Source organism: Lysinibacillus sp. 1 U-2021, from assembly GCF_029916965.1.
GTDB lineage: Bacteria > Bacillota > Bacilli > Bacillales_A > Planococcaceae > Lysinibacillus > Lysinibacillus capsici.
Genome location: NZ_CP123966.1, coordinates 65,895 through 87,372, shown reverse-complemented (window position 1 = coordinate 87,372; position 21,478 = coordinate 65,895). Strand labels below are relative to the sequence as shown.

Annotated in this window: 21 protein-coding genes and 1 riboswitch; of the genes, 2 read left to right on the top strand and 19 right to left on the bottom strand. The window is 38.4% G+C overall.

Annotation, left to right across the window (positions count from 1 at the left end):
* Window positions 1–179: 179 nt before the first annotated feature.
* The 10 genes from QH639_RS00410 to QH639_RS00365 all read right to left on the bottom strand — a co-directional run bounded on the left by QH639_RS00410 (window position 180) and on the right by QH639_RS00365 (window position 10,308).
* On the bottom strand, window positions 180–1,031 hold the full coding sequence (locus QH639_RS00410) for a MetQ/NlpA family ABC transporter substrate-binding protein (protein ID WP_281115505.1): 852 nt from the start codon (window positions 1,029–1,031) through the stop codon (window positions 180–182).
* A gap of 68 nt (window positions 1,032–1,099) precedes the next feature.
* Complete coding sequence (locus tag QH639_RS00405) at window positions 1,100–1,768, bottom strand: methionine ABC transporter permease (RefSeq protein ID WP_281115504.1); 669 nt, start codon at window positions 1,766–1,768, stop codon at window positions 1,100–1,102.
* Window positions 1,758–2,786, bottom strand: coding sequence for a methionine ABC transporter ATP-binding protein (locus QH639_RS00400; protein WP_131521246.1), 1,029 nt, complete (start codon window positions 2,784–2,786; stop codon window positions 1,758–1,760). Before QH639_RS00400 ends, QH639_RS00405 begins: the two co-directional genes overlap by 11 nt.
* 82 nt (window positions 2,787–2,868) lie before the next feature.
* Window positions 2,869–2,972: riboswitch (SAM riboswitch) on the bottom strand.
* A gap of 56 nt (window positions 2,973–3,028) precedes the next feature.
* Window positions 3,029–3,340 (bottom strand): thioredoxin family protein, encoded by a 312-nt coding sequence (locus QH639_RS00395; RefSeq protein WP_281115503.1) that lies wholly within the window; start codon window positions 3,338–3,340, stop codon window positions 3,029–3,031.
* 14 nt (window positions 3,341–3,354) lie between these two features.
* Window positions 3,355–3,696, bottom strand: coding sequence for a toprim domain-containing protein (locus QH639_RS00390; RefSeq protein ID WP_004228229.1), 342 nt, complete (start codon window positions 3,694–3,696; stop codon window positions 3,355–3,357).
* A 91-nt stretch (window positions 3,697–3,787) separates the two neighbouring features.
* Entirely contained in the window at window positions 3,788–4,168 is a 381-nt protein-coding gene (gcvH, locus tag QH639_RS00385; RefSeq protein WP_004228227.1) for a glycine cleavage system protein GcvH, read from the bottom strand.
* A gap of 81 nt (window positions 4,169–4,249) precedes the next feature.
* Window positions 4,250–4,606: an arsenate reductase family protein gene (locus QH639_RS00380; protein ID WP_131521211.1), complete on the bottom strand. Its 357-nt coding sequence runs from the start codon at window positions 4,604–4,606 to the stop codon at window positions 4,250–4,252.
* 184 nt (window positions 4,607–4,790) lie between these two features.
* Window positions 4,791–6,575, bottom strand: a complete 1,785-nt coding sequence (locus QH639_RS00375; protein ID WP_131521210.1) for an acyl-CoA dehydrogenase family protein — start codon at window positions 6,573–6,575, stop codon at window positions 4,791–4,793.
* 126 nt (window positions 6,576–6,701) lie between these two features.
* Window positions 6,702–7,874 carry an acetyl-CoA C-acetyltransferase gene (locus QH639_RS00370; protein WP_054549464.1) on the bottom strand — a complete coding sequence of 391 codons (1,173 nt, stop codon included), beginning with the start codon at window positions 7,872–7,874 and terminating at the stop codon, window positions 6,702–6,704.
* 49 nt (window positions 7,875–7,923) lie between these two features.
* Window positions 7,924–10,308, bottom strand: coding sequence for a 3-hydroxyacyl-CoA dehydrogenase/enoyl-CoA hydratase family protein (locus tag QH639_RS00365; protein WP_281115502.1), 2,385 nt, complete (start codon window positions 10,306–10,308; stop codon window positions 7,924–7,926).
* 353 nt (window positions 10,309–10,661) lie between these two features.
* On the opposite strand from QH639_RS00365, the gene QH639_RS00360 reads away from it, so the two are divergent.
* Both QH639_RS00360 and QH639_RS00355 read left to right on the top strand, forming a co-directional pair.
* On the top strand, window positions 10,662–11,006 hold the full coding sequence (locus QH639_RS00360; protein ID WP_281115501.1) for a thioredoxin family protein: 345 nt from the start codon (window positions 10,662–10,664) through the stop codon (window positions 11,004–11,006).
* A gap of 56 nt (window positions 11,007–11,062) precedes the next feature.
* Window positions 11,063–11,566, top strand: a complete 504-nt coding sequence (locus tag QH639_RS00355; protein WP_237898584.1) for a C39 family peptidase — start codon at window positions 11,063–11,065, stop codon at window positions 11,564–11,566.
* A 90-nt stretch (window positions 11,567–11,656) separates the two neighbouring features.
* Here QH639_RS00355 and QH639_RS00350 read toward each other — a convergent pair whose 3' ends face one another.
* The 9 genes from QH639_RS00350 to QH639_RS00310 all read right to left on the bottom strand — a co-directional run bounded on the left by QH639_RS00350 (window position 11,657) and on the right by QH639_RS00310 (window position 21,460).
* On the bottom strand, window positions 11,657–12,544 hold the full coding sequence (locus QH639_RS00350; RefSeq protein ID WP_193767380.1) for a 5'-3' exonuclease: 888 nt from the start codon (window positions 12,542–12,544) through the stop codon (window positions 11,657–11,659).
* A 115-nt stretch (window positions 12,545–12,659) separates the two neighbouring features.
* Window positions 12,660–13,646, bottom strand: a complete 987-nt coding sequence (locus QH639_RS00345; RefSeq protein ID WP_259420273.1) for an agmatinase family protein — start codon at window positions 13,644–13,646, stop codon at window positions 12,660–12,662.
* A gap of 377 nt (window positions 13,647–14,023) precedes the next feature.
* Window positions 14,024–15,016: a polysaccharide deacetylase family protein gene (locus QH639_RS00340; RefSeq protein ID WP_131521204.1), complete on the bottom strand. Its 993-nt coding sequence runs from the start codon at window positions 15,014–15,016 to the stop codon at window positions 14,024–14,026.
* Between the two features lie 4 nt (window positions 15,017–15,020).
* Window positions 15,021–15,767, bottom strand: coding sequence for a hypothetical protein (locus QH639_RS00335; RefSeq protein WP_227744941.1), 747 nt, complete (start codon window positions 15,765–15,767; stop codon window positions 15,021–15,023).
* Window positions 15,748–17,421, bottom strand: coding sequence for a GNAT family N-acetyltransferase (locus QH639_RS00330; protein ID WP_237898586.1), 1,674 nt, complete (start codon window positions 17,419–17,421; stop codon window positions 15,748–15,750). Before QH639_RS00330 ends, QH639_RS00335 begins: the two co-directional genes overlap by 20 nt.
* A gap of 1 nt (window position 17,422) precedes the next feature.
* A complete protein-coding gene (locus QH639_RS00325; protein ID WP_281115500.1) occupies window positions 17,423–18,553 on the bottom strand; it encodes a glycosyltransferase family 4 protein in 1,131 nt (376 codons plus the stop codon).
* Between the two features lie 10 nt (window positions 18,554–18,563).
* Window positions 18,564–19,199, bottom strand: a complete 636-nt coding sequence (locus tag QH639_RS00320; RefSeq protein ID WP_131521202.1) for a sugar transferase — start codon at window positions 19,197–19,199, stop codon at window positions 18,564–18,566.
* A 141-nt stretch (window positions 19,200–19,340) separates the two neighbouring features.
* Window positions 19,341–19,790: an SACOL1771 family peroxiredoxin gene (locus QH639_RS00315; protein WP_237898589.1), complete on the bottom strand. Its 450-nt coding sequence runs from the start codon at window positions 19,788–19,790 to the stop codon at window positions 19,341–19,343.
* Window positions 19,791–19,858: 68 nt separating this feature from the next.
* Window positions 19,859–21,460, bottom strand: coding sequence for a Na/Pi cotransporter family protein (locus tag QH639_RS00310; protein ID WP_281116230.1), 1,602 nt, complete (start codon window positions 21,458–21,460; stop codon window positions 19,859–19,861).
* Between the last annotated feature and the right edge of the window lie 18 nt (window positions 21,461–21,478).

Sequence of the window (21,478 nt, the reverse complement as noted above, 5' to 3'; positions counted from 1 at the left end):
ACTTTCTATCATTTATTTCGCAAATTAACAACATTACTATAGTAATAAATGTGACTAAACAATATCTGAACATAAATAGACGTCATAAAAAATACATAGTTTCTCATCAATTTAACTACAAATAAAAAAGAGTACCTAAGTCGTTAAACTTATGTACCCTTTTATAAAATTTCTAATTCTTATTTTACCGGTACTACTGCACCTTTCCACTCTTCTAAAATGAAGTCTTGGATTTCTTTAGATGTTAATACTTCTAATAATTTTTTAATTTCATGTTTTGTTTCATCACCTGCACGTACAGCGATGATGTTAACATATGGAGATTCTTTATCTTCAAGAGAAATAGCATCTTCAATTGGGTTTAAACCGTTATCGATGGCAAAGTTAGAATTGATAAGTACTGCATCGCCTTCATCATTTTCGTACATTTGTACAAGCATTTCTGGTGCAGTATTTGCATCGAATTTAAAGTTTTTAGGATTTTCTTCAATGTCCTTTAATTCTGCTGCTGTTTTATCAATGCCTTCTTTTAATTTAATTAAGCCTTTAGCCTCTAACAATGACAGCATACGACCATGGTCAGATACTGAGTTAGAAAGTAAAATTGTTGCGCCTTCAGGCAGGTCTTCTAACGTTTTATATTTTTTAGAGTAAATACCGATTGGTTCAATGTGAACGCCACCTGCATTAACGAAATCATAGCCATTGTCTTTAATTTGTAGCTCTAAGTAAGGAATGTGCTGGAAATAGTTTGCATCAATATCTTTTGACTCTAAATCTTGGTTTGGTAAAACATAATCTGTATATGTTTCAATTTCAAGATCAATACCTTCTTTAGCTAAGATCGGTTTTGCTTTGTCTAAAATAACTGCGTGTGGTGTATTAGAAGCACCTACTTTTAATGTTACGTTTTCTTTACTATCTGTTTGATTGCCAGATGCTGATTTTTCATCTTCTTTTTTATCTGTACCGCAAGCTGCTAATGCTAGTACAAGTATTGATAAAAATAATCCTGCTAGTAACTTTTTCATTTATGACACTCCCTTTTATTTGTTTTAAATATGTTAGCGGTAAAAACCGGAATAACCTCAATTTCGTGCTAGCGTTTATCAATTTTCTCAGTAATTAAATCACCAATCCATTGAATAATAAATACGACTACTAAGATAAAAATAGTTGCCATTAATGTCACATCTTGGCGGTTTCGCTGGAAGCCGTCTAAGAAAGCTAAGTTACCAAGACCACCTGCACCAATAATTCCTGCCATCGCTGTATAACCTACAAGAGCAACAGCCGTTACGGTGATACCAGAAATCAAAGCTGGTAATGATTCAGGAACCAATACTTTCCAAATAATTGTAGAAGTTTTCGCTCCCATTGAACGAGCCGCTTCAATGACACCTTTATCAATTTCACGTAACGCAATTAATACCATACGAGCATAAAACGGTGCTGCACCGATAATTAAAGCAGGTAACGCCGCATTGGCACCACGAATTGTACCTAGTAACAACTTCGTAAATGGAATTAATAAAATAATTAATACGATAAATGGAATGGAACGGAAAATATTAACGAGTGATCCCGTTAAAAAGTTAACGATTTTATTTGCCCATAACTGATTGGGACTAGTTAAAAATAGAACAATACCAATGACTAACCCAAGAATAAATGTCACAACCGTTGATATAGCTGTCATGTATAAAGTTTCATACGTAGCTTGCCACATATTTTCCCAGTCTACATTCGGAAAGAGATTAGTTAGCATTTTCAATCACCTCCGTCTGTACTTCCACTGTATTTAAATAACGAAGGGCTTCAGTGACGTTTTTCTGAGAGCCATCAATTTGCACAATCAATGTACCATATGCACCATTTTTTGTTTGTGAAATATTTCCGTGAACAATACTTACTTCTACATCAAATTGTTTCACAAGATGTGAGATGACTGGCTGTTCTGTTTTTTCACCAACAAAAATAAGTTTGACAAGTTGTCCAGTTGGATAGTTTGTTTTAATTTGTGCTACCGTATCCTGTGTTTCCTTAGTGTCTGTAATTTGAGATACAAACTTCTTAGTAATAGCCGCCTGTGGGGCTTGGAAGACTTGCAATACCTCACCACGTTCCACAATTTCGCCTGCCTCCATCACTGCTACACGATGACAAATTTTGCGAATGACATGCATTTCGTGGGTAATCAGGACGATAGTTAAGCCTAAGCGTTCATTTATATCAACGAGTAAATCAAGAATAGCATCCGTTGTTTCAGGATCGAGTGCCGATGTCGCCTCATCACATAGTAAAACCTCTGGATTATTCGCTAATGCACGTGCAATTCCTACACGCTGCTTTTGTCCACCAGAAAGCTGGGATGGATATGCCTTATCGCGCCCTTCTAAGCCTACAAGGGCAATTAATTCCTTCACACGTGCTTCACGTTGAGCCTTTGGGAAGCCTGCGATTTCTAAAGGGAATGCAATATTTTCGGCAACTGTTCTAGACCAAAGTAAATTGAAATGCTGGAAAATCATACTTACCTTTTGTCTAGCCGCTCTAAGCTTTTGCCCTTTTATCGATGAAAATTCTTGATTGTTCACCGTTACTGTTCCTGCTGTCGGTTTCTCTAAACCGTTTAATAAACGAATCATGGTACTTTTACCAGCACCACTATAGCCAATAATGCCAAAAATTTCACCTTTATTAATAGTAAGGTTGACGTCTTTGACTGCCGTTAATTCGCCATTTGCTGTTTTGTATTTCTTTGTAATATTTTGAAGCTGGATCATAGCGAATACTCCTTTTCTCATATAGAAAACCCCTTCACTCACAGACAAGTAGAAGGGGTCACGTATAATACGTTAAACCGTTCTCTCATCTTTCAAAGAAAAATCTTTGGGTGATTTGGCACCTTTTCACATTGTGATGGTTGCCGGGCTTCATAGGGCACTTCCCTCCGCCACTCTTCATAAGAGTTCGATATATTTAATGTTTTAGTAATATATTTGATACTTTACCACGCTAGTAAAGTTCAGTCAATTGATTTTTTTAACAATTCATATAAAAATGGTACGGATTGAAAAGCATAAATCTTTTCTGTCACTTTTCCGCCATCACTGATGAGTAGACATGGAACACTTTCAATTTGATGCTCATAAGCAATGTGTTCCAAAAAGTTGATATTTGCTTTACCAATTTGTAGCTGTGGCAGTAATTGTTCAATAATGGACATCATTTTAGATGCCACTGCACATGTTCCACACATCGGTGTATATAAATAAAATGCAGTTTTGTCTCCTGACTGTTTAGCCGCTTCCCACTGCTCTGTTGACCATTCTTCCATTTACTCACGCAACCTTACAAAATATATTCATTATGGATTGAAAAATGTGCTCGCAGTAAAATCATCGCTAGCACTTTTCTTGGTGTCGTTTCTACTTCCTTATATGTTGGCATTGTGCGCAGATGCTCAGCTTCTGGATAATGTCTGTCCATTAATGCACGTAGCTTATCGCCAGAAGTATCTGCATCAAAAAAAGTAAATAGCTCACAGCCCTCATAGGGATCCAGTAGTTCTTCTAATTGATGCACACCAATTGTACCATTCGTACATAGTATTGTAACATTCTCATTCAAAATAGGCTCAATTTGTAGCTTATCTGAGCGTCCTTCTACTATCAAGCATTTTCCCTCGAACATTACGCCACCTCCATTTAGAGATCCCCACTTATAAGTCATTATATAACAAAAAACGCCGGTAGTTTCCGACGTTTTTCGATTATAGCTTGTCTTATTCAGCGATCATTTCTTCGTATTGCTCTGCTGTCATTAGTTTCTCAACTTCTGATGCGTCAGCAGGCTCAACAACGATCATCCATGCTTTTTCATATGGTGATTCATTAACGAATTCTGGGCTATCTTCTAAATCTGCATTTACTTCCACTACAGTACCTGAGATTGGTGCATATAATTCAGAAACAGTTTTTACTGATTCTACGCTACCGAATGGATCATCTGTTTTGATTTCGTCGCCAACTTGTGGAAGCTCAACGAATACGATATCTCCTAATTCAGATTGTGCGAAGTGAGTAATACCAATACGTACTTTTCCATCTTCTACTTTTACCCATTCATGTTCTTCAGAGTATCGTAAGTCTTTAGGTGTGCTCATGCAAAAAACCCCTCCATAAATATGTAATATATTCACTTTCAGTGTGCCATACTTCTCCTATAAATACAAGGTTTAATACGGTTATTTCCAAGCTTGCTCAAAATCTACTTCTTTAAAACCTAAAGTAACTTTTTTTCCATCTGTCACGATGGGACGTTTCATTAACATGCCATCTGAAGCAAGTAGCTCAAGCTGCTCATCCTCCGTCATTTCCGCTAACTTGTCCTTTAAGCCAAGCTCACGATATTTCATGCCTGAGGTATTAAAAAATTTCTTCAAAGGCTGTCCACTAGCTTGCCAAATAGCTGTTAATTCTTCTTTAGTGGGAGGTTGCTCTGCGATATGTACCTCTTCATAGGCAACCTCATGCTCATTTAACCACTTCTGTGCCTTTTTACATGTTGTACATTTCGGATAATGGAAAAATTGAATCGTCATTACAATGCTCCTCTTCTGTCTTTTTCTGTAGTATACCATCATAGTTGTTTTCAATGGTGAACTTCACTCTTTTTTGTAAGTTTATCCACCAGTTGTGCAAATTTATCCGCTCCTTTTACGATTATCCATCTCATATAAAAAAACCTAGCTATCTTTTGCAGATAGCTAGGTTAAATTTGCACTATTATACAATATATTTTTCAGCATCAATTAATTTAACGGAAGCCTCACGCTTCTTCGCAATTAAATTGTATGGATTATTACGTGTTAGCTTACGCAGTGCAGATAATGTCATACGGGCTGCATCGCCATCCGCTGAAGCAAGAATTGTGTCTTTTGCTTCTTTTTCGATTTCTGAGAATGCTTCTTGGCAGAAAATTTGTGTGTATAGCAATTTTTGATGTGCTTTTTCAGCACCGTCACGAGCAATTGCTTTTTCTGTACGTAAGACAGCTGATTCCATTGCAAATAATTGGTTAGCTATATTCGCAATGTTTACCAATACTTCTTGCTCTTGATCAAGCTTTGCACCAAAGCGTTGTGCTGCTAATCCTGCAGCTAATACAGCAATCTTCTTGGCATTTTTCACTAAATATTTTTCTTGTGCTAACGGCTCTGTACCGATATCTTCTGGCATTAGCATAAGCAGCTCTTGCTGTAAATTTTGGGCAACTTGTAATAATGGTAGCTCACCTTTTAGCGCCTTTTTCATAAATGTGCCAGGTACAATCATGCGGTTAATTTCGTTTGTACCTTCAAAAATTCGATTAATTCGAGAATCACGGTAAATACGCTCTACCTCATATTCAGCCATAAAGCCATAACCGCCATGAAGTTGGACAGCTTCATCAGCAATATAGTCTAAAGTTTCTGAACCGAATACTTTAGCAATAGAGCATTCAATGGCATATTCAGCAATCGCTCCTGCAATTACTTTACCTTGCTTTTGCTCTTCTAGGCTTAATTGGCTTAAACGATCCTCAAATAGACCCACAGTACGATAGTTTAATGATTCTGAAGCATACAATTGAGAAGCCATCGTTGATAATTTCTCTTTTGTCAGATTGAAATCAGAAAGCTTTGTCTTAAATTGCTGACGTTGGTTTGTATACTGAATAGCTAACTCCAATGCACGTTTCGATCCGCCAATTGTGCCCACGCCTAGTTTATAACGACCAATGTTTAAAATATTGAACGCAATAATATGACCACGACCAATTTCACCTAATAGATTTTCTACAGGTACTTCCGCATCTTCCAATACTAATGTACGCGTTGATGATGATTTAATCCCCATTTTCTTTTCTTCAGGACCAACTGAAACACCATTGTAGGCACGTTCTACGATAAAGGCGGAGAATTTATCGCCATCAATTTTTGCGTAGACCACAAATACATCAGCAAAGCCTGCATTCGTAATCCACTGTTTTTCACCATTTAAAATATAATGTGTTCCAGCTTCATTTAATTTTGCAGTCGTTTTTGCACCTAGAGCATCTGAACCTGAACCTGGCTCTGTTAATGCATAGGCAGCGATTAATTCACCTGAAGCAAGCTTAGGTAAATATTTTCTCTTTTGATCTTCATTACCGAATAGAACAATTGGTAATGACCCAATACCAACGTGAGCACCATGTGTGATAGAGAAACCACCTGCAACAGACATTTTTTCAGCGATTAAAGCTGAAGAAACTTTGTCTAATCCTAGCCCTTCGTATTCTTCAGGCACATCTGCTCCAAGTAAGCCTAATTCGCCTGCACTTTTTAGGAGACGCACTGAATGCTCAAATTCATGGTGCTCTAAATTTTCCACTACTGGTAAAACTTCATTTGTAACGTATTCCTCTGTTGTTTTAGCAATCATTTTATGCTCGTCAGTGAAATCTTCCGGTGTAAATACACGATCTAATTCCACATCTTCAATAAGAAATCCGCCGCCTTTAATGAAATCAGTTGTTTTTTCAGTCATGATTAATTCCTCCCAATATATCTTTTTGTTAGTTGATTCCCCTAATGATCATGTATAGAAAAGCTTGACGTATACAATGTTCGGAGGCAACCGTAAACAGTACACCTCAAGCTGATCTAGCAAAAATTATAGAATTTCAAATACGCCAGCAGCACCCATGCCGCCACCAATACACATTGTCACTACACCATATTTCTTCCCTTGACGCTTCAATTCATGAATTAGCTTTAATGTTAAAATAGCTCCCGTTGCGCCTAGAGGATGACCTAATGCAATCGCTCCACCATTCACATTGACTTTCTCTTGGTCGATGCCTAAATGACGTACCACCTGTAATGACTGTGAAGCAAATGCTTCATTGATTTCCCATAAATCAATATCTTCGATGGATAAACCTGCAATTTCCAACGCTTTTGGCACTGCCACGATAGGCCCGATACCCATTACTTCAGGAGGTACACCGCCAACTGCAAAGCCTAGGAATTTTGCCATTGGTGTCAGTCCTTGCTTGTCAGCCTCTTCACGATCCATTACTAGTACAGCTGCTGCACCATCAGAAGTTTGAGAGGCATTGCCCGCCGTTACACTGCCTTTTACGTGGAAAGCTGGACGTAGTTTGGCTAAACCTTCAACTGATGTACCTGGACGTACACCTTCATCCATACTGAATGTGAATTTTTTCACTTGTGGTTTATTGTTATCGTCTACGTAATGCTGTTCCACTTCAATTGGTACAATTTCATCATTGAATTTACCTTCTTTAATTGCCTTTTCAGCAAGCTCATGCGAGCGAACAGCAAAAGCATCTTGGTCTTCACGACTAACATTATATTGACGAGCTACTTCCTCAGCTGTATGCCCCATGCCCATATAATACTGTGGAGCCGTTTCTGCTAAAGTCGGATTTAAACGTGGAGTATTCCCTACCATTGGCACCATACTCATGGATTCTACACCTCCAGCAAGAATAGCCTTTGAGTGTCCTAGCATAATTCGCTCTGCTGCATAAGCAATTGCCTGTAAACCTGATGAGCAAAATCTATTGATTGTCAAAGCAGGCGTTGTATCTGGTAATCCAGCAAGTGCCCCAATACTACGTGCTACATTCATTCCTTGCTCTGCTTCTGGCATTGCACAGCCTAAAATTAAATCATCAATTGGCCCTTCATAGCCTGCTCTTTTCAATGTTTCCTTGACTACAACAGCACCAAAATCATCTGGTCTTACTGTTGCTAAAGAACCTTTTTTTGCTTTTCCAATTGGAGTTCGTGCTCCTGCTACAATAACGGCTTCACGCATCGTATTAATCCCCCTTTGTTTCATGTGCAAGATTGATCTATTTCGTCAATTAGTTACGAAGTGGTTTACCTTTTAACAGCATGTGTTGCATTCTCTGCTGTGATAGCGGATCAGCAACAAGGCTAAGGAATGCCTCACGCTCTAAGTTCAATAAATATTGCTCATCGACTAATGTGCCGTACGGAACCTTTCCACCTGCAATAACATAAGCTAATTTTTTAGCAATTTTTAAATCATGTTCGCTAATAAAGCCTGACTCAAACATTCCTTGCGCACCGATGAGTAATGTACCATAGCCTGATGCACCGACCACTGGCACTTTTGTTGGTACAGGTGGTTGATAGCCCGCTTCATAAAGTGCTAATGCCGCCTGCTTCGCATCATACAATTGATGATCTGGATTAACTGAAATACCATCCGCAAAGTTTAGGAAATTATTTTCACGTGCTTCCTCACCAGATGTTGAAACCTTCGCCATCGCAATTGTTTCAAATACTTTATTAGCAATATGTTGATAGTCTACCTCTACGCCATTTGGTAAGCCCTTTAGGAATTTCTGATAGAGCGCTTTATTTCCGCCACCACCTGGGATTAATCCAACCCCTACTTCCACTAAGCCCATATATGTTTCCATTGTTGCTTGAATATGTGCAGCTGGTAAGCAAACCTCTGCTCCCCCGCCTAATGTCATGGCAAACGGTGCTGCTACAACAGGCTTACGTGAATATTTAATTTTCTGCATAGCATCTTGGAATGCTTTAATGACGAAATCTAGCTCAAATATATTATCATCCTGTGCTTCTACCAAAATCATTCCTAGATTTGCCCCAACACAGAAGTTTTTCCCCTGATTACCGATGACTAAGCCCTTATAGTTAGCCTCTACTTCATCTACCGCAAAGTTAATCATTTGAATAATATCCAAGCCGATTGCATTGGATTGCGAATGGAACTCCAGTAATGCAATTCCATCCCCTAAATCTATTAAACTAGCACCTGTGTTTGATTTAATCACACCATGCTTTTTCTTATAACGTTTTAAATTAATCTCTTTTTCATTGACTGGCACTTTCACATATTGTGATCCATTATAGTAAGCTAAATCTCCGTCTAATTCTGTATAGAATGTCTCCACGCCATTTGCTAACATCTCTTTGACAAAAGCAGGTACCTCTCGGCCCTCAGCCTCCATTTTCGCCACAGAATCTTTTACGCCTATAGCATCCCAAATCTCAAATGGCCCTTGTTGCCAGCCGAATCCCCATTTCATCGCGTTATCAATGGCTACGATATCATCTGCAATCTCCCCATGTAGCTGTGCAGAATAAAGGAGCGTTGGTGCAAAAATCCCCCATAATAGCTCGCCTGTACGATCCTTTGCATAGGTTAACGCCTTCACTTTATTGGCCAATCCACGAGTTTGTTTTGCCATTTCGATAGAAGGTGTTTTTAATTTTTTGGCTGGACTATACGTTAAGGTTGCTGGATCAATCTCATGTATCTCTTTTCCTTGTTTTAAGAAGAAACCTTGACCCGATTTTGCTCCTAGCCAACCGTTTGTGACCATTTTTTGTAAAAATTCAGGTACTGCAAATACTTGCTGCTCCTCACCTGTTGTTTGATCGTAAACATTTTTCGCTACATGAATGAATGTATCTAAACCAACTACATCTAGCGTACGGAAAGTTGCAGACTTTGGACGGCCGATAAGCGGACCTGTTACAGAGTCTACCTCACCAACAGAGTAACCACCTTTTAACATTTCCTGTAAAGTGATAAGTAAACCATATGTTCCGATGCGGTTGGCAATAAAGTTTGGTGTATCTTTTGCAAGTACAACTCCTTTACCAAGCACATCTTTCCCAAACGTTTTCATGAAGCTAACTACTTCAGGTGCAGTTGTATTGGCAGGAATCACTTCTAATAACTTTAAATAGCGAGGTGGGTTGAAAAAATGTGTGCCAAGAAAATGCTTTTGAAAATCATCTGAACGTCCCTCTGCCATCGCATTAATGCTAATACCAGATGTATTTGAACTAATGATTGTTCCTGGTGAACGAACCGCATCAATTTTTTCATAAAGACTTTGTTTAATTGGTAAATTTTCTACAACAACCTCAATAATCCAATCTACATCTTTTAGTTTCCCTAAATCATCCTCAAAGTTGCCAACTGATAGTAGTGATAAATTTTTCTTAGAAGTAAGTGGTGCTGGCTTTTGCTTTAATAACTTTTGCAAAGCTCCGTTTACAATACGATTTCTAACAGCTGGATGCTCTAAAGAAAGGCCTTTTGCTTCTTCCTCTTGCGTCAGTTCCTTCGGTGCTATATCCAATAGTAATGTTGGTATACCGATATTTGCTAAATGTGCTGCAATTCCAGAGCCCATCACCCCAGAACCTAGAACAGCTGCTTTTTTAATGTTGTAAGTCACAAGCAATTCCCCCTTATTCTCCCATTGAATGAATAGCCATTCATTTTTTGGCCAAAAAAATATCAAGTGTTCCTTAGTGAATTTTTTGTCCTTTTGTTGAATGAGATTCCCTCCACTCAACCAAGCACGACTAAGGTTTATCTTCGCTCCAAAATGACACTTCTCAATGAATGAAGATAAAACTACTTTTCTGTTTTTAGTGTAGATTATTTTGTCTAATTTAGCAATCTTTTTTCAAGAATTATTTTTGCAGTATACATCTTTTTTTGTTTTTAACGAGCTAAAAGAGGACAAGAGGTAGCGATTGAAACGGCCAAACAGAAAACTTTCAGATTGCGAGAAAAATGTGTAGAATGGAAAGCAAGGAGAGTGAATACTTAATGAAAACTATTACTACTGCAGAACAATTTAACGAATTAATCGCTGGCGACAAAAAAGTTTTAGTGAAATTTTATGCTGGCTGGTGCCCTGATTGCACACGTATGAATATGTTTATCGATCCAATCATTGAAGAGTACAACCAATATGATTGGTATGAGCTAAACCGAGACGAGCTTCCAGAAATCGCTGATAAGTACGATGTTATGGGAATTCCAAGTCTATTGATTTTCCAAAATGGTGAAAAACTTGCACACTTACATAGTGCAAATGCAAAAACACCTCAACAAGTAACAGAATTTTTATCTGCTCAACAATAATGGCGAGAGAGCTGCATTTCTTCTTGAAATGCAGCTCTTTTTGAAAGGAGTTTATTATGCGTCAACAATTGGCACTACGAGGGGCTTCACAATATGAGATTTCCATTGCACCAAGCTATCGCAATTCTGCCTGTGGACCTACTACGATTCATGTCATCTTAAAATTTTTAAATGAGTCAACTCCTTCCATTAATGAGCTATATAAACTGCTTGGTGGTACAAAAATTGGCTTATTCAAATGGAGACTGATTCACAATCTTCGTCAATTGCTTCCAACGTGGGATATTCGAACTTGTTCATTAAAGGAAGCTCTACAGGAAATTGACGCAGGTCGACCAGTTGCTATGCGTTTTGATCGTTATTTTAGCCTTCAGTGGCGAGATAAAAAATCTACCTTTGCTTATCATTGGGTACCGCTTATTGGGTATGAGATAAAAAATGATGAGCTATGGCTAATATTTCATGATAATGGTGGCCCACAACGTGATAGTCAAATTCGTCAGGCTCTCTATAAAGACAACGAAAAGGTATTATCCTTCGTGAAAATGGTTCCTTACTAGAGCAAATATCAATTAGCCTTCTATTTGATCTTTATTCTTTTCCTTACAATAAAAAAAGCAGAGCATATGACTATACTCTGCGATGATTGATTAAATAAGCGAATATAAAGAACGGGCATGCTTGGCAATTAGCGTGTAGCCATGCTCTTCTATTGCTTTAAAAATATGTGGTTCATACGTTGGTACCACAAGGCTCGTAAAATCAGCATCAATTGGTACATTGGTTTGAATTGTTGCAAGCTCATGTGATAGCTGCAACATTTCTAAATTATCTTGGATTTTTGTTCTTTGGCCTGGCTTCAATTCACCAATCGATGCCAGTATTTTGTCTATTGAGCCATATGTTTGAATAAGCGCTAACGCTTGTTTAGGGCCAATCCCTTTCACACCTGGATAGCCATCACTTGAATCACCCATAAAGGCTTTCACCTGTGCAAACTGTGAAGGTTCAATACAATATTCTTCTTTAAAGCGAGCATGTGTATAAATATCGTATTCTGTATAGCCCTTTTTCATAAACGCAATTTCTGTAGATGGCCTTAAAAGTTGAAGTAAATCCTTATCACCACTAATGACCGTAATGTCTGCCTCGTCCTGCCATTTCGTTATCATGGAGCCAATTAAATCATCTGCCTCCATGCCCTTCACCCCGAAATTTTGCCAACCCATTTGCTGCGATAAATTTTTCGCCATATCAAATTGTGGTAGCATTTCCTCTGGAGGTGCTGGGCGATTCGCTTTATAGCCATCAAATAAATCATTGCGGAATGTATGTGCACCCATATCCCAGCAAACAGCCATATGTGTTGGCTTCATAATAGTTTGTGCTGTTAGAACATGTCGCACAAATCCTTGGGCTCCATTCGTTGGTGTTCCATCTGCCAAGCGAATAAAATGCCCCATGGCAGCCGAAGCGAAAAAAGAACGGAATAACAGTGCCATACCGTCGACAATCAATAATCTTGGTTTTGTTGTCATCATAAATTTCCTCTCTATTACAATACAAAGTTTGTATTTATTTATTGTTTTCTACTTAAACATTATAGCAAACTTTTAACAATCAGCATTGTTAATACTCGGAAATACACTTGCTTTACAACATAACCTTTCCTTTTTTCGAGATACGATTGCGATGATCTAGCTGAATGCCTGTTAACCATTGTAAAAATGCGGTTACACCGATTTTAACAGTTTCTGGACGTAGTATACCTTCTTTAGGATCAGCATAAACAAAATCAATATGACGCACACCCTCATTTTCACCAATAAGCTTGAGGATATCAAATAACTCATAAGCCGTTAAACCACCAGGTGATGCTGCAGGAACATCACAGGCAAATACAATATCAAGTGCATCTAAATCCACTGACACATAAATGCGATCTACTTCATACATAAGCTGACGCAGCATTTCACGTATTGTGAGTTGAATACCATCACGTCGCATTTGCTTTAACGTAATCATATGGATGCCTTGTTCTTTAGCATAATGAATCATTTCGGGTGAATTGAAGAAGCCATGCAAACCGACATTATAGACATGTCTCCCCTCCACAACCCCTGCTGCAATTAACTGATGAATTGGAGAATCTTGCGCTAAACCAATTTCCTCTTGGTTCCTTGCATCTAAATGCGTATCAATCTGAATGATGCCAATGCGATCCTGTGGGAAAGCATTTTTTATACCTTTTATGGAGTGCGCGGTAATAGTATGATCTCCCCCAATCAAACAAGTAAAACTTTTTTGAAAGGCTATACTTAAATTTTCCGCAGCAGCCTCGATGGCAGATTCAGAAAGCATTCGATCATTTTCTAGAATCGCCACATCCCCGATATCCACAACTGAAAGGGCACGTAAATTCACCTGCTCATCTAAATTATACGATTGAAAACCTGGCCAAGCCTTACGAAAGGCTGTTGGGTATTGCGCTTTTGACGACGCACCATTGGCATATGATAAAAGAGCGCCATATACGACAATATCCACCTCATTTGGATTCGGATTTGTTTGCTGCTTTATCCACTGATGCATCGCTGATCCATTTTCCTGCTTCCATTGGCATTCTGATTGTATAAACATATTCATCTACCACCTTCTTCTCTTTTCCATTCAAGTTCAATTGACCTAAATCAATTGGTGCTCCCCTATAAATGTCCTAACATATTTTCTTTATAATAATAGTACCATTCGTACAATGATTTTCGTCAAAGATTTTCTTTTTTCCTTTTATATTGAAAATATTCTTTTGATCAAACAAAAAAAGCAAACTTGAAATCAGTTTGCTCAGAAATTGCATGTATTTAGGTTAGGGTTATGTCATTTCTCTGCTTTGTGAGCTGGTTTCAACCTGCTTTTATCAAATACTCTTCAAATAGCGACCGTTATTTTTGACAACACTTAGGTCAACTCTTCGTCCAGAAATCCCTCTTATCAAGCAGAGTCCCCTTCCATTTCGACTACTTTTGCTGTTTCGAATGGCTTTCGCAAAGTTCTGCTACCTCATACATGGAATAGCTTTGAAAATTATATTGACTACGCAGTTCTTGATGATAACTTAATAGTTCTTCTAGCATCGCCAAATTCTTATCAATATGCTTGCCAAAATTATGAGGATGCCACCATAAATGATAAAAGGCTTGTGCCTGTGCAGCCTTGAGCATACCTTCCTTTATTCGCTTTACTTTTAAATTTTCGAATATACGCAATGGACTACAGTATGGCCTTAAAAAAGCACTTGATCGAATATTAATCAGTTGCTCCTCTTGCATTTCTTCCAGAGTGGCGAAATGATGACCAGTTATATTCCAATAGCTATCTAACCACTTCTTAGCACCTAAAAGTCTTCCCTTTTTCGTAAACTTTTGTGCATCATATAGCACATGATTTTCGGTGCCTCTGTAGCAAACATACCCCGCTTCTAGGCATGCTTTTAAATAGTCTTTGTTTACTTGATTACGAGGAAAGACTATGGATTTCATGGGCGCAGTATAACCGTCACTAATTGTTTTGGTTGCATGTAAATCTGCACAAAAGGCAGCTTCTGTTTGGCCCTTCTCCAAGCAATAAAAATGAGAAAAGGTATGACTTCCTATTTCCTGATGTGGTGTACGTTTAATTTCCTCTATTAAAGATTTACCAAAATGCAGTAGATCCTCTTGTTCATTTTCGCCAACTTTTGCTAGCTGTGTATGTGCTGCAAAGCGCATATTTTCATATTTCACAGGGATACCTCGCAAATAATGAGCCATTTCTGCCTTTGATTCAGCAAACAATAATCCAACTGTAGCCCAAGTTGCATGGATGTCATATTGCTCAAATAACGCTAATATCCTGGGCAAGGCTTTACGGACACCATATAGGTTTTTATTGTATTGGCCATAACGAAATACGTCATGGACACCCCAATTCAGCTCAAAATCTAATGAAATAACGAGACCCCCACCATTCATGTTGCTACTTCCTCCATTTTTGCACACCTAATAGTAGTGCACGTATTTTTGATTGGATAATGTAGCCTGAGTAAACATGAACAACCTGGCCACCAAAGCTTAATTTAAAGGCTCGTACATTTCGATTGTCCGTTAATTCTCCCATATCATATAAGTCAAAACCTTGCTCCTTTAGGTGTAGCAGGTTATGCCAAATTAAAAACCGATTTGCATAACGGAAAGGTCGTTTTAATTGTGCAGGTAATGCGGTTGCATGACACGTTGCCTCGAAATAAGACATCGCTTTTTTCTCATGCACAATATCTAATCGATAACATAATGTCTGTCCACAAAAACTCTGGATCTCCGATAATAATAAGGCGCCCTGTTCATTAAGGAGCAGAATGGTTTCCATTTGCGACTTGCCGATTGCTTCAATTTTTTTTCTTTTGGCAAACTGATTGTAAAATTGCTGAAAGGCTTTCAAATTTTCTATGGATGGCTCTTTATACAAAATGACTTGATAGGATTCTTTTTGGGCACGTCGTAAGATTTTACGATTACCTTCAGACAGTGCTAAATACAATGAAAGCTCATGCTCTTGCAAATAAATGTGGATCGTTTCGCTTTTTACAAGCTTCCGACTTGGTACTAATGAATGCGTATAGCCTACAACTTTCATAGACTTTCGAAAATTGGCTGGCTTTTCGAGAAAATAAAAATGCTGCATTGCGATATTCCATCGCTTACTTTTAATGGACAGAATGTACATCGCCCCCACTCTCTGTATTTTTTTCTACACGGTGTCGCTCAAAACGAGCAATTTTATAATGTTTCATTCGAGAAATAGGTTTATAGCCTAGCTGTACTAAGCGCTTGCGCTTGCGCCATTGCCAAAAACTTACCGTTACCCACAATGTTTGTGCTGGTTTTATTTTCCGTAAAAAAGCTGTAATAATATCGATTTGTTTGAAAACATCATAGGCTAAAAAATAGGTTTGTTTCGGTAAGGCTTCTACAATTTGCATTGAATCCACCCGCCAGTTTGTAGCATGTAATGCAAACGCAAGCTTATTCGTTTCCGCAAAGGAGTCTTTATAAATCGTATAGCCCTTATAAAGGAGGGCCATGACTTCTTCCTGATCAAGCTGCATCGCTTCCTGAATCGACATTTCTTCAAATAAGTTTCCAACAGGTTGCTGTGGTGATATGTCCTCTGATGGGGATAATTCATACAGCTCCACTTGTTTCAAACGAATAAATTTTTCTACGAATTGTTGTCCATATTCTAGCCAATCTTTTACCTTTCCATACTTTACTAAGTATCGTAAATGGCCCAGTGTGTTACGCTTCCAATCTACGACTCGTTGGTTCCCTTTCATAAATTCTTTGAGCCTTTGCTTTAACGATAAAAAACCTGCCAGTAGATTTGTACGTTTCGTACCGCTGCTAGCAAGCATCTGTCTTGTAAAATCAATGTCTGAGCGCCAATCAAATTTATAAGATTCATAGCCTATGCTCATATCATATAAGCGATAGTTAGCAGTAAACGTTCGCTGGATGGCTTCCTGAGTGACTATCCGACCAGCACCAAATAAATTAAAAGTTGGCTCATGCGCAAGAGCATATGTTACATAGCGGCCACGACAGCATAATCCATAGGTAAAAGCAATCCACTGGTTTTCAAAGACAAGTGCATCGACCTCTACCTGTAACGCCTCATCTTTAAGCATCGTTAAACGCTCAAAAAAATCTCTTTTCTTGCCTTTTGTAAAGCCACTTGTATCTAGTTTTTTTGCCCATCGCCGATCAAATAATCGAAACATTTGCCAAAGCTCGTCCTGTGAAGGCTCACGTCTTTCTAAGGAGCCTAAATTTCTTAGTTTTCGTTCTCGTCGATCAACGCCATGCATTTTTCGACGTTGATTGAAATGGCGCTGAAAATCTATTTCTGAAAAAGCAAGATAGGGTGTCACAACTCGGAATAGGCTTGTTCGTAATTGTCGTTCTACAAAGTATTGCTCTAAGATTTTAGTAGACACCTTACTTTCTAATAACCCATGCAAGGAAAAAAGAATATGCCGATGCTTTTTAATTAGCTCATCAAACACAAAGGTTGTAACTTGCTGTAACCATTCCTTTTTAGCCACAACCCCTGTATAATTGGCGATGTTTTCACCCGCAAAAGTATACACTCTTATCCCCCAACAAATAGACACTGTAAAAGGAAAAAAAGCCCTAATTGTCCCTTCATGCTCAATAGCATAAAGCTCTACCCGCTCTTTCCGACCTACAATTTGCCACCAATTATAAAACCACGCAAATTCTATAAATGGATTATCATTGTTCTCTTCTTCTAAAATGGCATCCCAAATTTCCTTGTACCACATAAGCTCATCATCAGTTCTAATGCGAATTAATTGCAATTTAATCCCCTTTCTTCACTAATTCTGAAACAGCCTGTTGATAAACCATTAATGTTTTTTGATACATGGGAATGAAGGTGAAGTACTGTAAATAACGCTGCTCACTTGCCGTCCCCATTTCCCCTCTTAAAGGAGCATCCATTAATAATTGATGCAGCCTCCTCTTCAATAATTCATTATTCTCTCGCTCCACTAAAAACCCATTGTTATGATCATTAATAAGTTCTTTCACACCACCTACATTTGTTGCGATAATAGGAAGTCCTACACGCATCGCTTCAATAATCGAAATCGGCAAGCCTTCCCAATCTGATAACAGAACAAATAGGTGGCATTTCTCAAGATAAGAATGAACGTCTAATTGATTACCTAAAAATGTTACACGATTTGATAAACCATTTTGTTCAACGAAATGTTCTAGAGCTGGACGCAGAGAACCATCCCCAATCAATTGAAGGTGCCAAGGGATATCCGTCAGTTCCGCTAAAGTCTTTAACAAGACATCTTGTCTTTTAGGCACTTCAAAACGAGCAACCATGACAATGACTGGCTGCTCCATGCATATCTTTTCAGTTGCCTTCTTTCTCTCTATAGGGGCAATGCCGTTGTGAATAGTCAACAATTTATGAGCAGGAGCGACCTTTTTCAGTAGTGCTAGTTCCCGATCATATTCAGACACCGTAATAATTTTTGTCGTAAATGGCTGAATGGATCTTTCCATCCGTTGATAGAACCGCTTTTTCTTGTAAGGAACGCCTTCTGTAAAGCTCCAGCTATGTGCCGTAAAAATAGTTGGAATCTGTAACAACCTACCAACTACGCGTCCAATCACACCAGCCTTAGAGGAGTGGGTGGCTATAACGTCTGGTTGTAGATGTTTGAAAACGGCTCTTAATTGCCAAAATGCTTGAAAATCTTTTGCCAGATGAATAGCCCGTTGAAGAGCAGATATACTGATAACAGGAATTTTATGCTGTTGTAAGTGCCACAGTGATGGTTGATAGGAGCCCGTCACTATTGTGACATCATGCCCATCCTGTTTTAAGTGGATAGCAAGTGCCTCCACATGTTTTTGCGCACCTCCAACTTTATCCATTCGTGTAATAAGCTGAACGATCTTCAGTATGGCCACTCCTTATTTTTTAATAAGCACCTGTGCGTGCAACTACAACATAAATTGTCTTCAACAAAATTTGGACATCCAACCAAAAGGAATAATGATCAACGTATTCAATGTCATATGATATTTTTTGTCCATGTGAAATATTCGACCTACCATTAATTTGAGCGAGGCCTGTTAATCCTGGCTTTACCTCCAAACGCCGAGCCTGTAAGGAATTATATGCATTCGTGATCGTTGGTACCTCAGGACGTGGACCTACAATGCTCATATCACCTTTTAACACATTTAAAAGTTGTGGAATTTCATCAATACTGAGTTTTCGAAGAATAGCGCCCACTTTTGTGATGCGTGTATCTTGCTCTGTTTTAAAATAATAATCATCAGGGATACCATCAGCACAAATAGTCGGCATATTGACTGGGACTGCCTGAATACACATTGTTCGTAGCTTCCAAATCACAAAGCGGTGATGATCGAGGCCAGTTCGGATTTGTTTAAAAAAAATGGGGCGCCCTGTCGTTATGAGTAAAATGAGGAATATAGCTAGCATTAGAGGGATCGTTATAAAAAGCAAAAATAACGCCCCAATAATATCGAATATTCTTTTGCCGTACTGACCATAGAATGTGAGATTCTGAGCTGTATGAACGTGCAATACATCATCCTTTGCATTTTTTTAGCACTTAACTCTATATATTCATTTTGAACATTTCTAGAACTATTTTAGAAAAAGTGCTTATTTTATGAAAAAAAGAGTTATATCAGCGTTACTTGCTGAATAACTCTTGCTGTCTTATTATATGCTCGCTTCAAAAATATGAACATCACATTCAATCACAACATTACCTTTTAATGCTTTACTGATCATACATGTTTGTTCTGCCTTGTGTGCCAAGCGTAAAAGTTTTTTTTCAAGATGTTCTGTTAGCTCTTGCACAATAATAGTCGGTCTATGCACAATTTTTTCATACGTAAAAATGCCATTTTCTACACTAACAAATCCGTGTGCCTGCATGGATAATTCCAGCACATCTATTTCTGATCTTTCGAATAAAGCAGCTAGTGTAATTAAATAGCAGGTTGCAGCTGCCCCTAAAAGCATTTCATCTGGATTTGTACCAATGCTAGGTCCATTCATTTCCCGAGGAATAGAAATTTGTGTTTGCAAATTACTAGCTTGGATATTTCCTGTACCGTTTCTTCCTCCTGACCAAGTTAAGTCCATTGTAAATTTATGCTGAACCATTCTAGATCCTCCTTTATTTGTGAAGCGAAGAAAAATGCCCGCTTACAAACGTAAGACGAGCATTCCATTTATTCAACTGTTACTGTATTTTTTTCTGTGTCAATATGACGACCTTTCTTAGTCACGGTTTGGTACTCTGCAAGACGGGCGGTCGTACGCCAATAGTGATAGACAAGTCGATCAATCCACAGCAAAGTCTCCACTTTCGATACGGCTGTCTCTAACTCTACCACATTTTCAACAGTATGCTCAAAATATGCGTTTCGTTTATCACGACGCACCGCAGCCATTTCAGAGGAAGTAACCTCAAGCAAGGTTGCAATCTCAGGTAGACGTTCATCCTCATCAATGATTAGTAATACTTTTTCCAATACCTCTAACCACTTTTGGGTTAATGTCTCCTGTAATTGAAAAGCATTTGGATGTTGCTCACGTAATGCCTTTGACAAACGATATAAGTGATCTAAAGCATGTAAAAGGGCAATATGCTTATACCGTTCTTTTTGAGAGGAAGATTGGATAGCATCCATAAATAAACGTGTTTTTTCGATTGCCTCATCTATTTGAGTCAATCTACTGTCTGTTTCAGCTGTGCGTTTTTTTCCGTGAATAAGAGAAACGAGTACAGTCGTCATTTCCTTAGTAATATCTTGCAATGTATTAAAGGATACCTCTACAGCAACCCCAGGTAGTTTGGCAACACTACTATCTAAATTACGAGTTAAATAATTTCCTTTTTCAGGTATCATTTTTTCAATGGCCTTTGCAAAAGGACGAACAAATGGCACAAAGAGTATCGCACCAATCACACTAAATAATGTATGAAAAACAGCAATGCCCAGTGTTTCATCAAAGCTACCGTTGATGGATTTTGTGACGAATTCTGTAAGAGCAAACATAAACCTTGCACCGAATGTCACTAGTATAGCCGTTACTACATTGAACATAACATGTGTGACAGCTGTTCGTTTTGCAGCTGTTGATGCACCAATCGCAGCAAATAACGCTGTAGCTGTCGTCCCGATATTTTGACCAATGACTAAATAAGCAGCCTGTTCAAAATCAATAGCACCTGCATATAAAGCTGTTAAAGTGGCCGCTATTGCAGCACTAGAAGCCTGCATAATAACCGTCATGATAAGACCCAAAACAATTAAAATTAGCTTGCCACTAATAGAATTTGCACTAAATGCATCGAATGGAATTTTATCTTGTACCGCAGTCATTCCTCCCTGAAGAACATCAATACCTAAAAATAATAAGCCAAAACCAGTCACTAGCCCTCCAATTGCTTTGTAATCACGTGGTGCGAGCAATTGGACAAAAACACCAAGCGCAATAAAAGGCAAGGACATTGTCTGCATATTGATCTTAAAGCCGATCAATGAAATAATCCAACCAGTACTCGTACTCCCGATATTGGCCCCAATAATAACGCCAATCGATTGGACAAATGTGAGAAGTCCAGCACTGACAAAACCTATCGTAATCAAGGTCGTGGCCGTGGAGGATTGTACAAGCATTGTCATAAATGTACCAGATAATACCGAGCTAATAGTCCCCCCAGTAAAACGATTGAGCCATTTTTTTAAGGCATCTCCTGCCAATTCCTTTAAACCGTTTGTTAGCATCGTCATTCCAAGTAAAAATAAACCTATGCCCCCAAGCACATTGATCAACCTATCAAC

Bases quoted from the DNA above. Each gene is read 5' to 3' on its own strand.
- QH639_RS00410 (WP_281115505.1), bottom strand. From the start codon at position 1,031: ATGAAAAAGTTACTAGCAGGATTATTTTTATCAATACTTGTACTAGCA.
- QH639_RS00405 (WP_281115504.1), bottom strand. From the start codon at position 1,768: ATGCTAACTAATCTCTTTCCGAATGTAGACTGGGAAAATATGTGGCAA.
- QH639_RS00400 (WP_131521246.1), bottom strand. From the start codon at position 2,786: ATGATCCAGCTTCAAAATATTACAAAGAAATACAAAACAGCAAATGGC.
- QH639_RS00395 (WP_281115503.1), bottom strand. From the start codon at position 3,340: ATGGAAGAATGGTCAACAGAGCAGTGGGAAGCGGCTAAACAGTCAGGA.
- QH639_RS00390 (WP_004228229.1), bottom strand. From the start codon at position 3,696: ATGTTCGAGGGAAAATGCTTGATAGTAGAAGGACGCTCAGATAAGCTA.
- gcvH (WP_004228227.1), bottom strand. From the start codon at position 4,168: ATGAGCACACCTAAAGACTTACGATACTCTGAAGAACATGAATGGGTA.
- QH639_RS00380 (WP_131521211.1), bottom strand. From the start codon at position 4,606: ATGACGATTCAATTTTTCCATTATCCGAAATGTACAACATGTAAAAAG.
- QH639_RS00375 (WP_131521210.1), bottom strand. From the start codon at position 6,575: ATGACTGAAAAAACAACTGATTTCATTAAAGGCGGCGGATTTCTTATT.
- QH639_RS00370 (WP_054549464.1), bottom strand. From the start codon at position 7,874: ATGCGTGAAGCCGTTATTGTAGCAGGAGCACGAACTCCAATTGGAAAA.
- QH639_RS00360 (WP_281115501.1), top strand. From the start codon at position 10,662: ATGGAAAGCAAGGAGAGTGAATACTTAATGAAAACTATTACTACTGCA.
- QH639_RS00355 (WP_237898584.1), top strand. From the start codon at position 11,063: ATGCGTCAACAATTGGCACTACGAGGGGCTTCACAATATGAGATTTCC.
- QH639_RS00350 (WP_193767380.1), bottom strand. From the start codon at position 12,544: ATGACAACAAAACCAAGATTATTGATTGTCGACGGTATGGCACTGTTA.
- QH639_RS00345 (WP_259420273.1), bottom strand. From the start codon at position 13,646: ATGTTTATACAATCAGAATGCCAATGGAAGCAGGAAAATGGATCAGCG.
- QH639_RS00340 (WP_131521204.1), bottom strand. From the start codon at position 15,016: ATGAATGGTGGGGGTCTCGTTATTTCATTAGATTTTGAGCTGAATTGG.
- QH639_RS00335 (WP_227744941.1), bottom strand. From the start codon at position 15,767: ATGTACATTCTGTCCATTAAAAGTAAGCGATGGAATATCGCAATGCAG.
- QH639_RS00315 (WP_237898589.1), bottom strand. From the start codon at position 19,790: ATGGTTCAGCATAAATTTACAATGGACTTAACTTGGTCAGGAGGAAGA.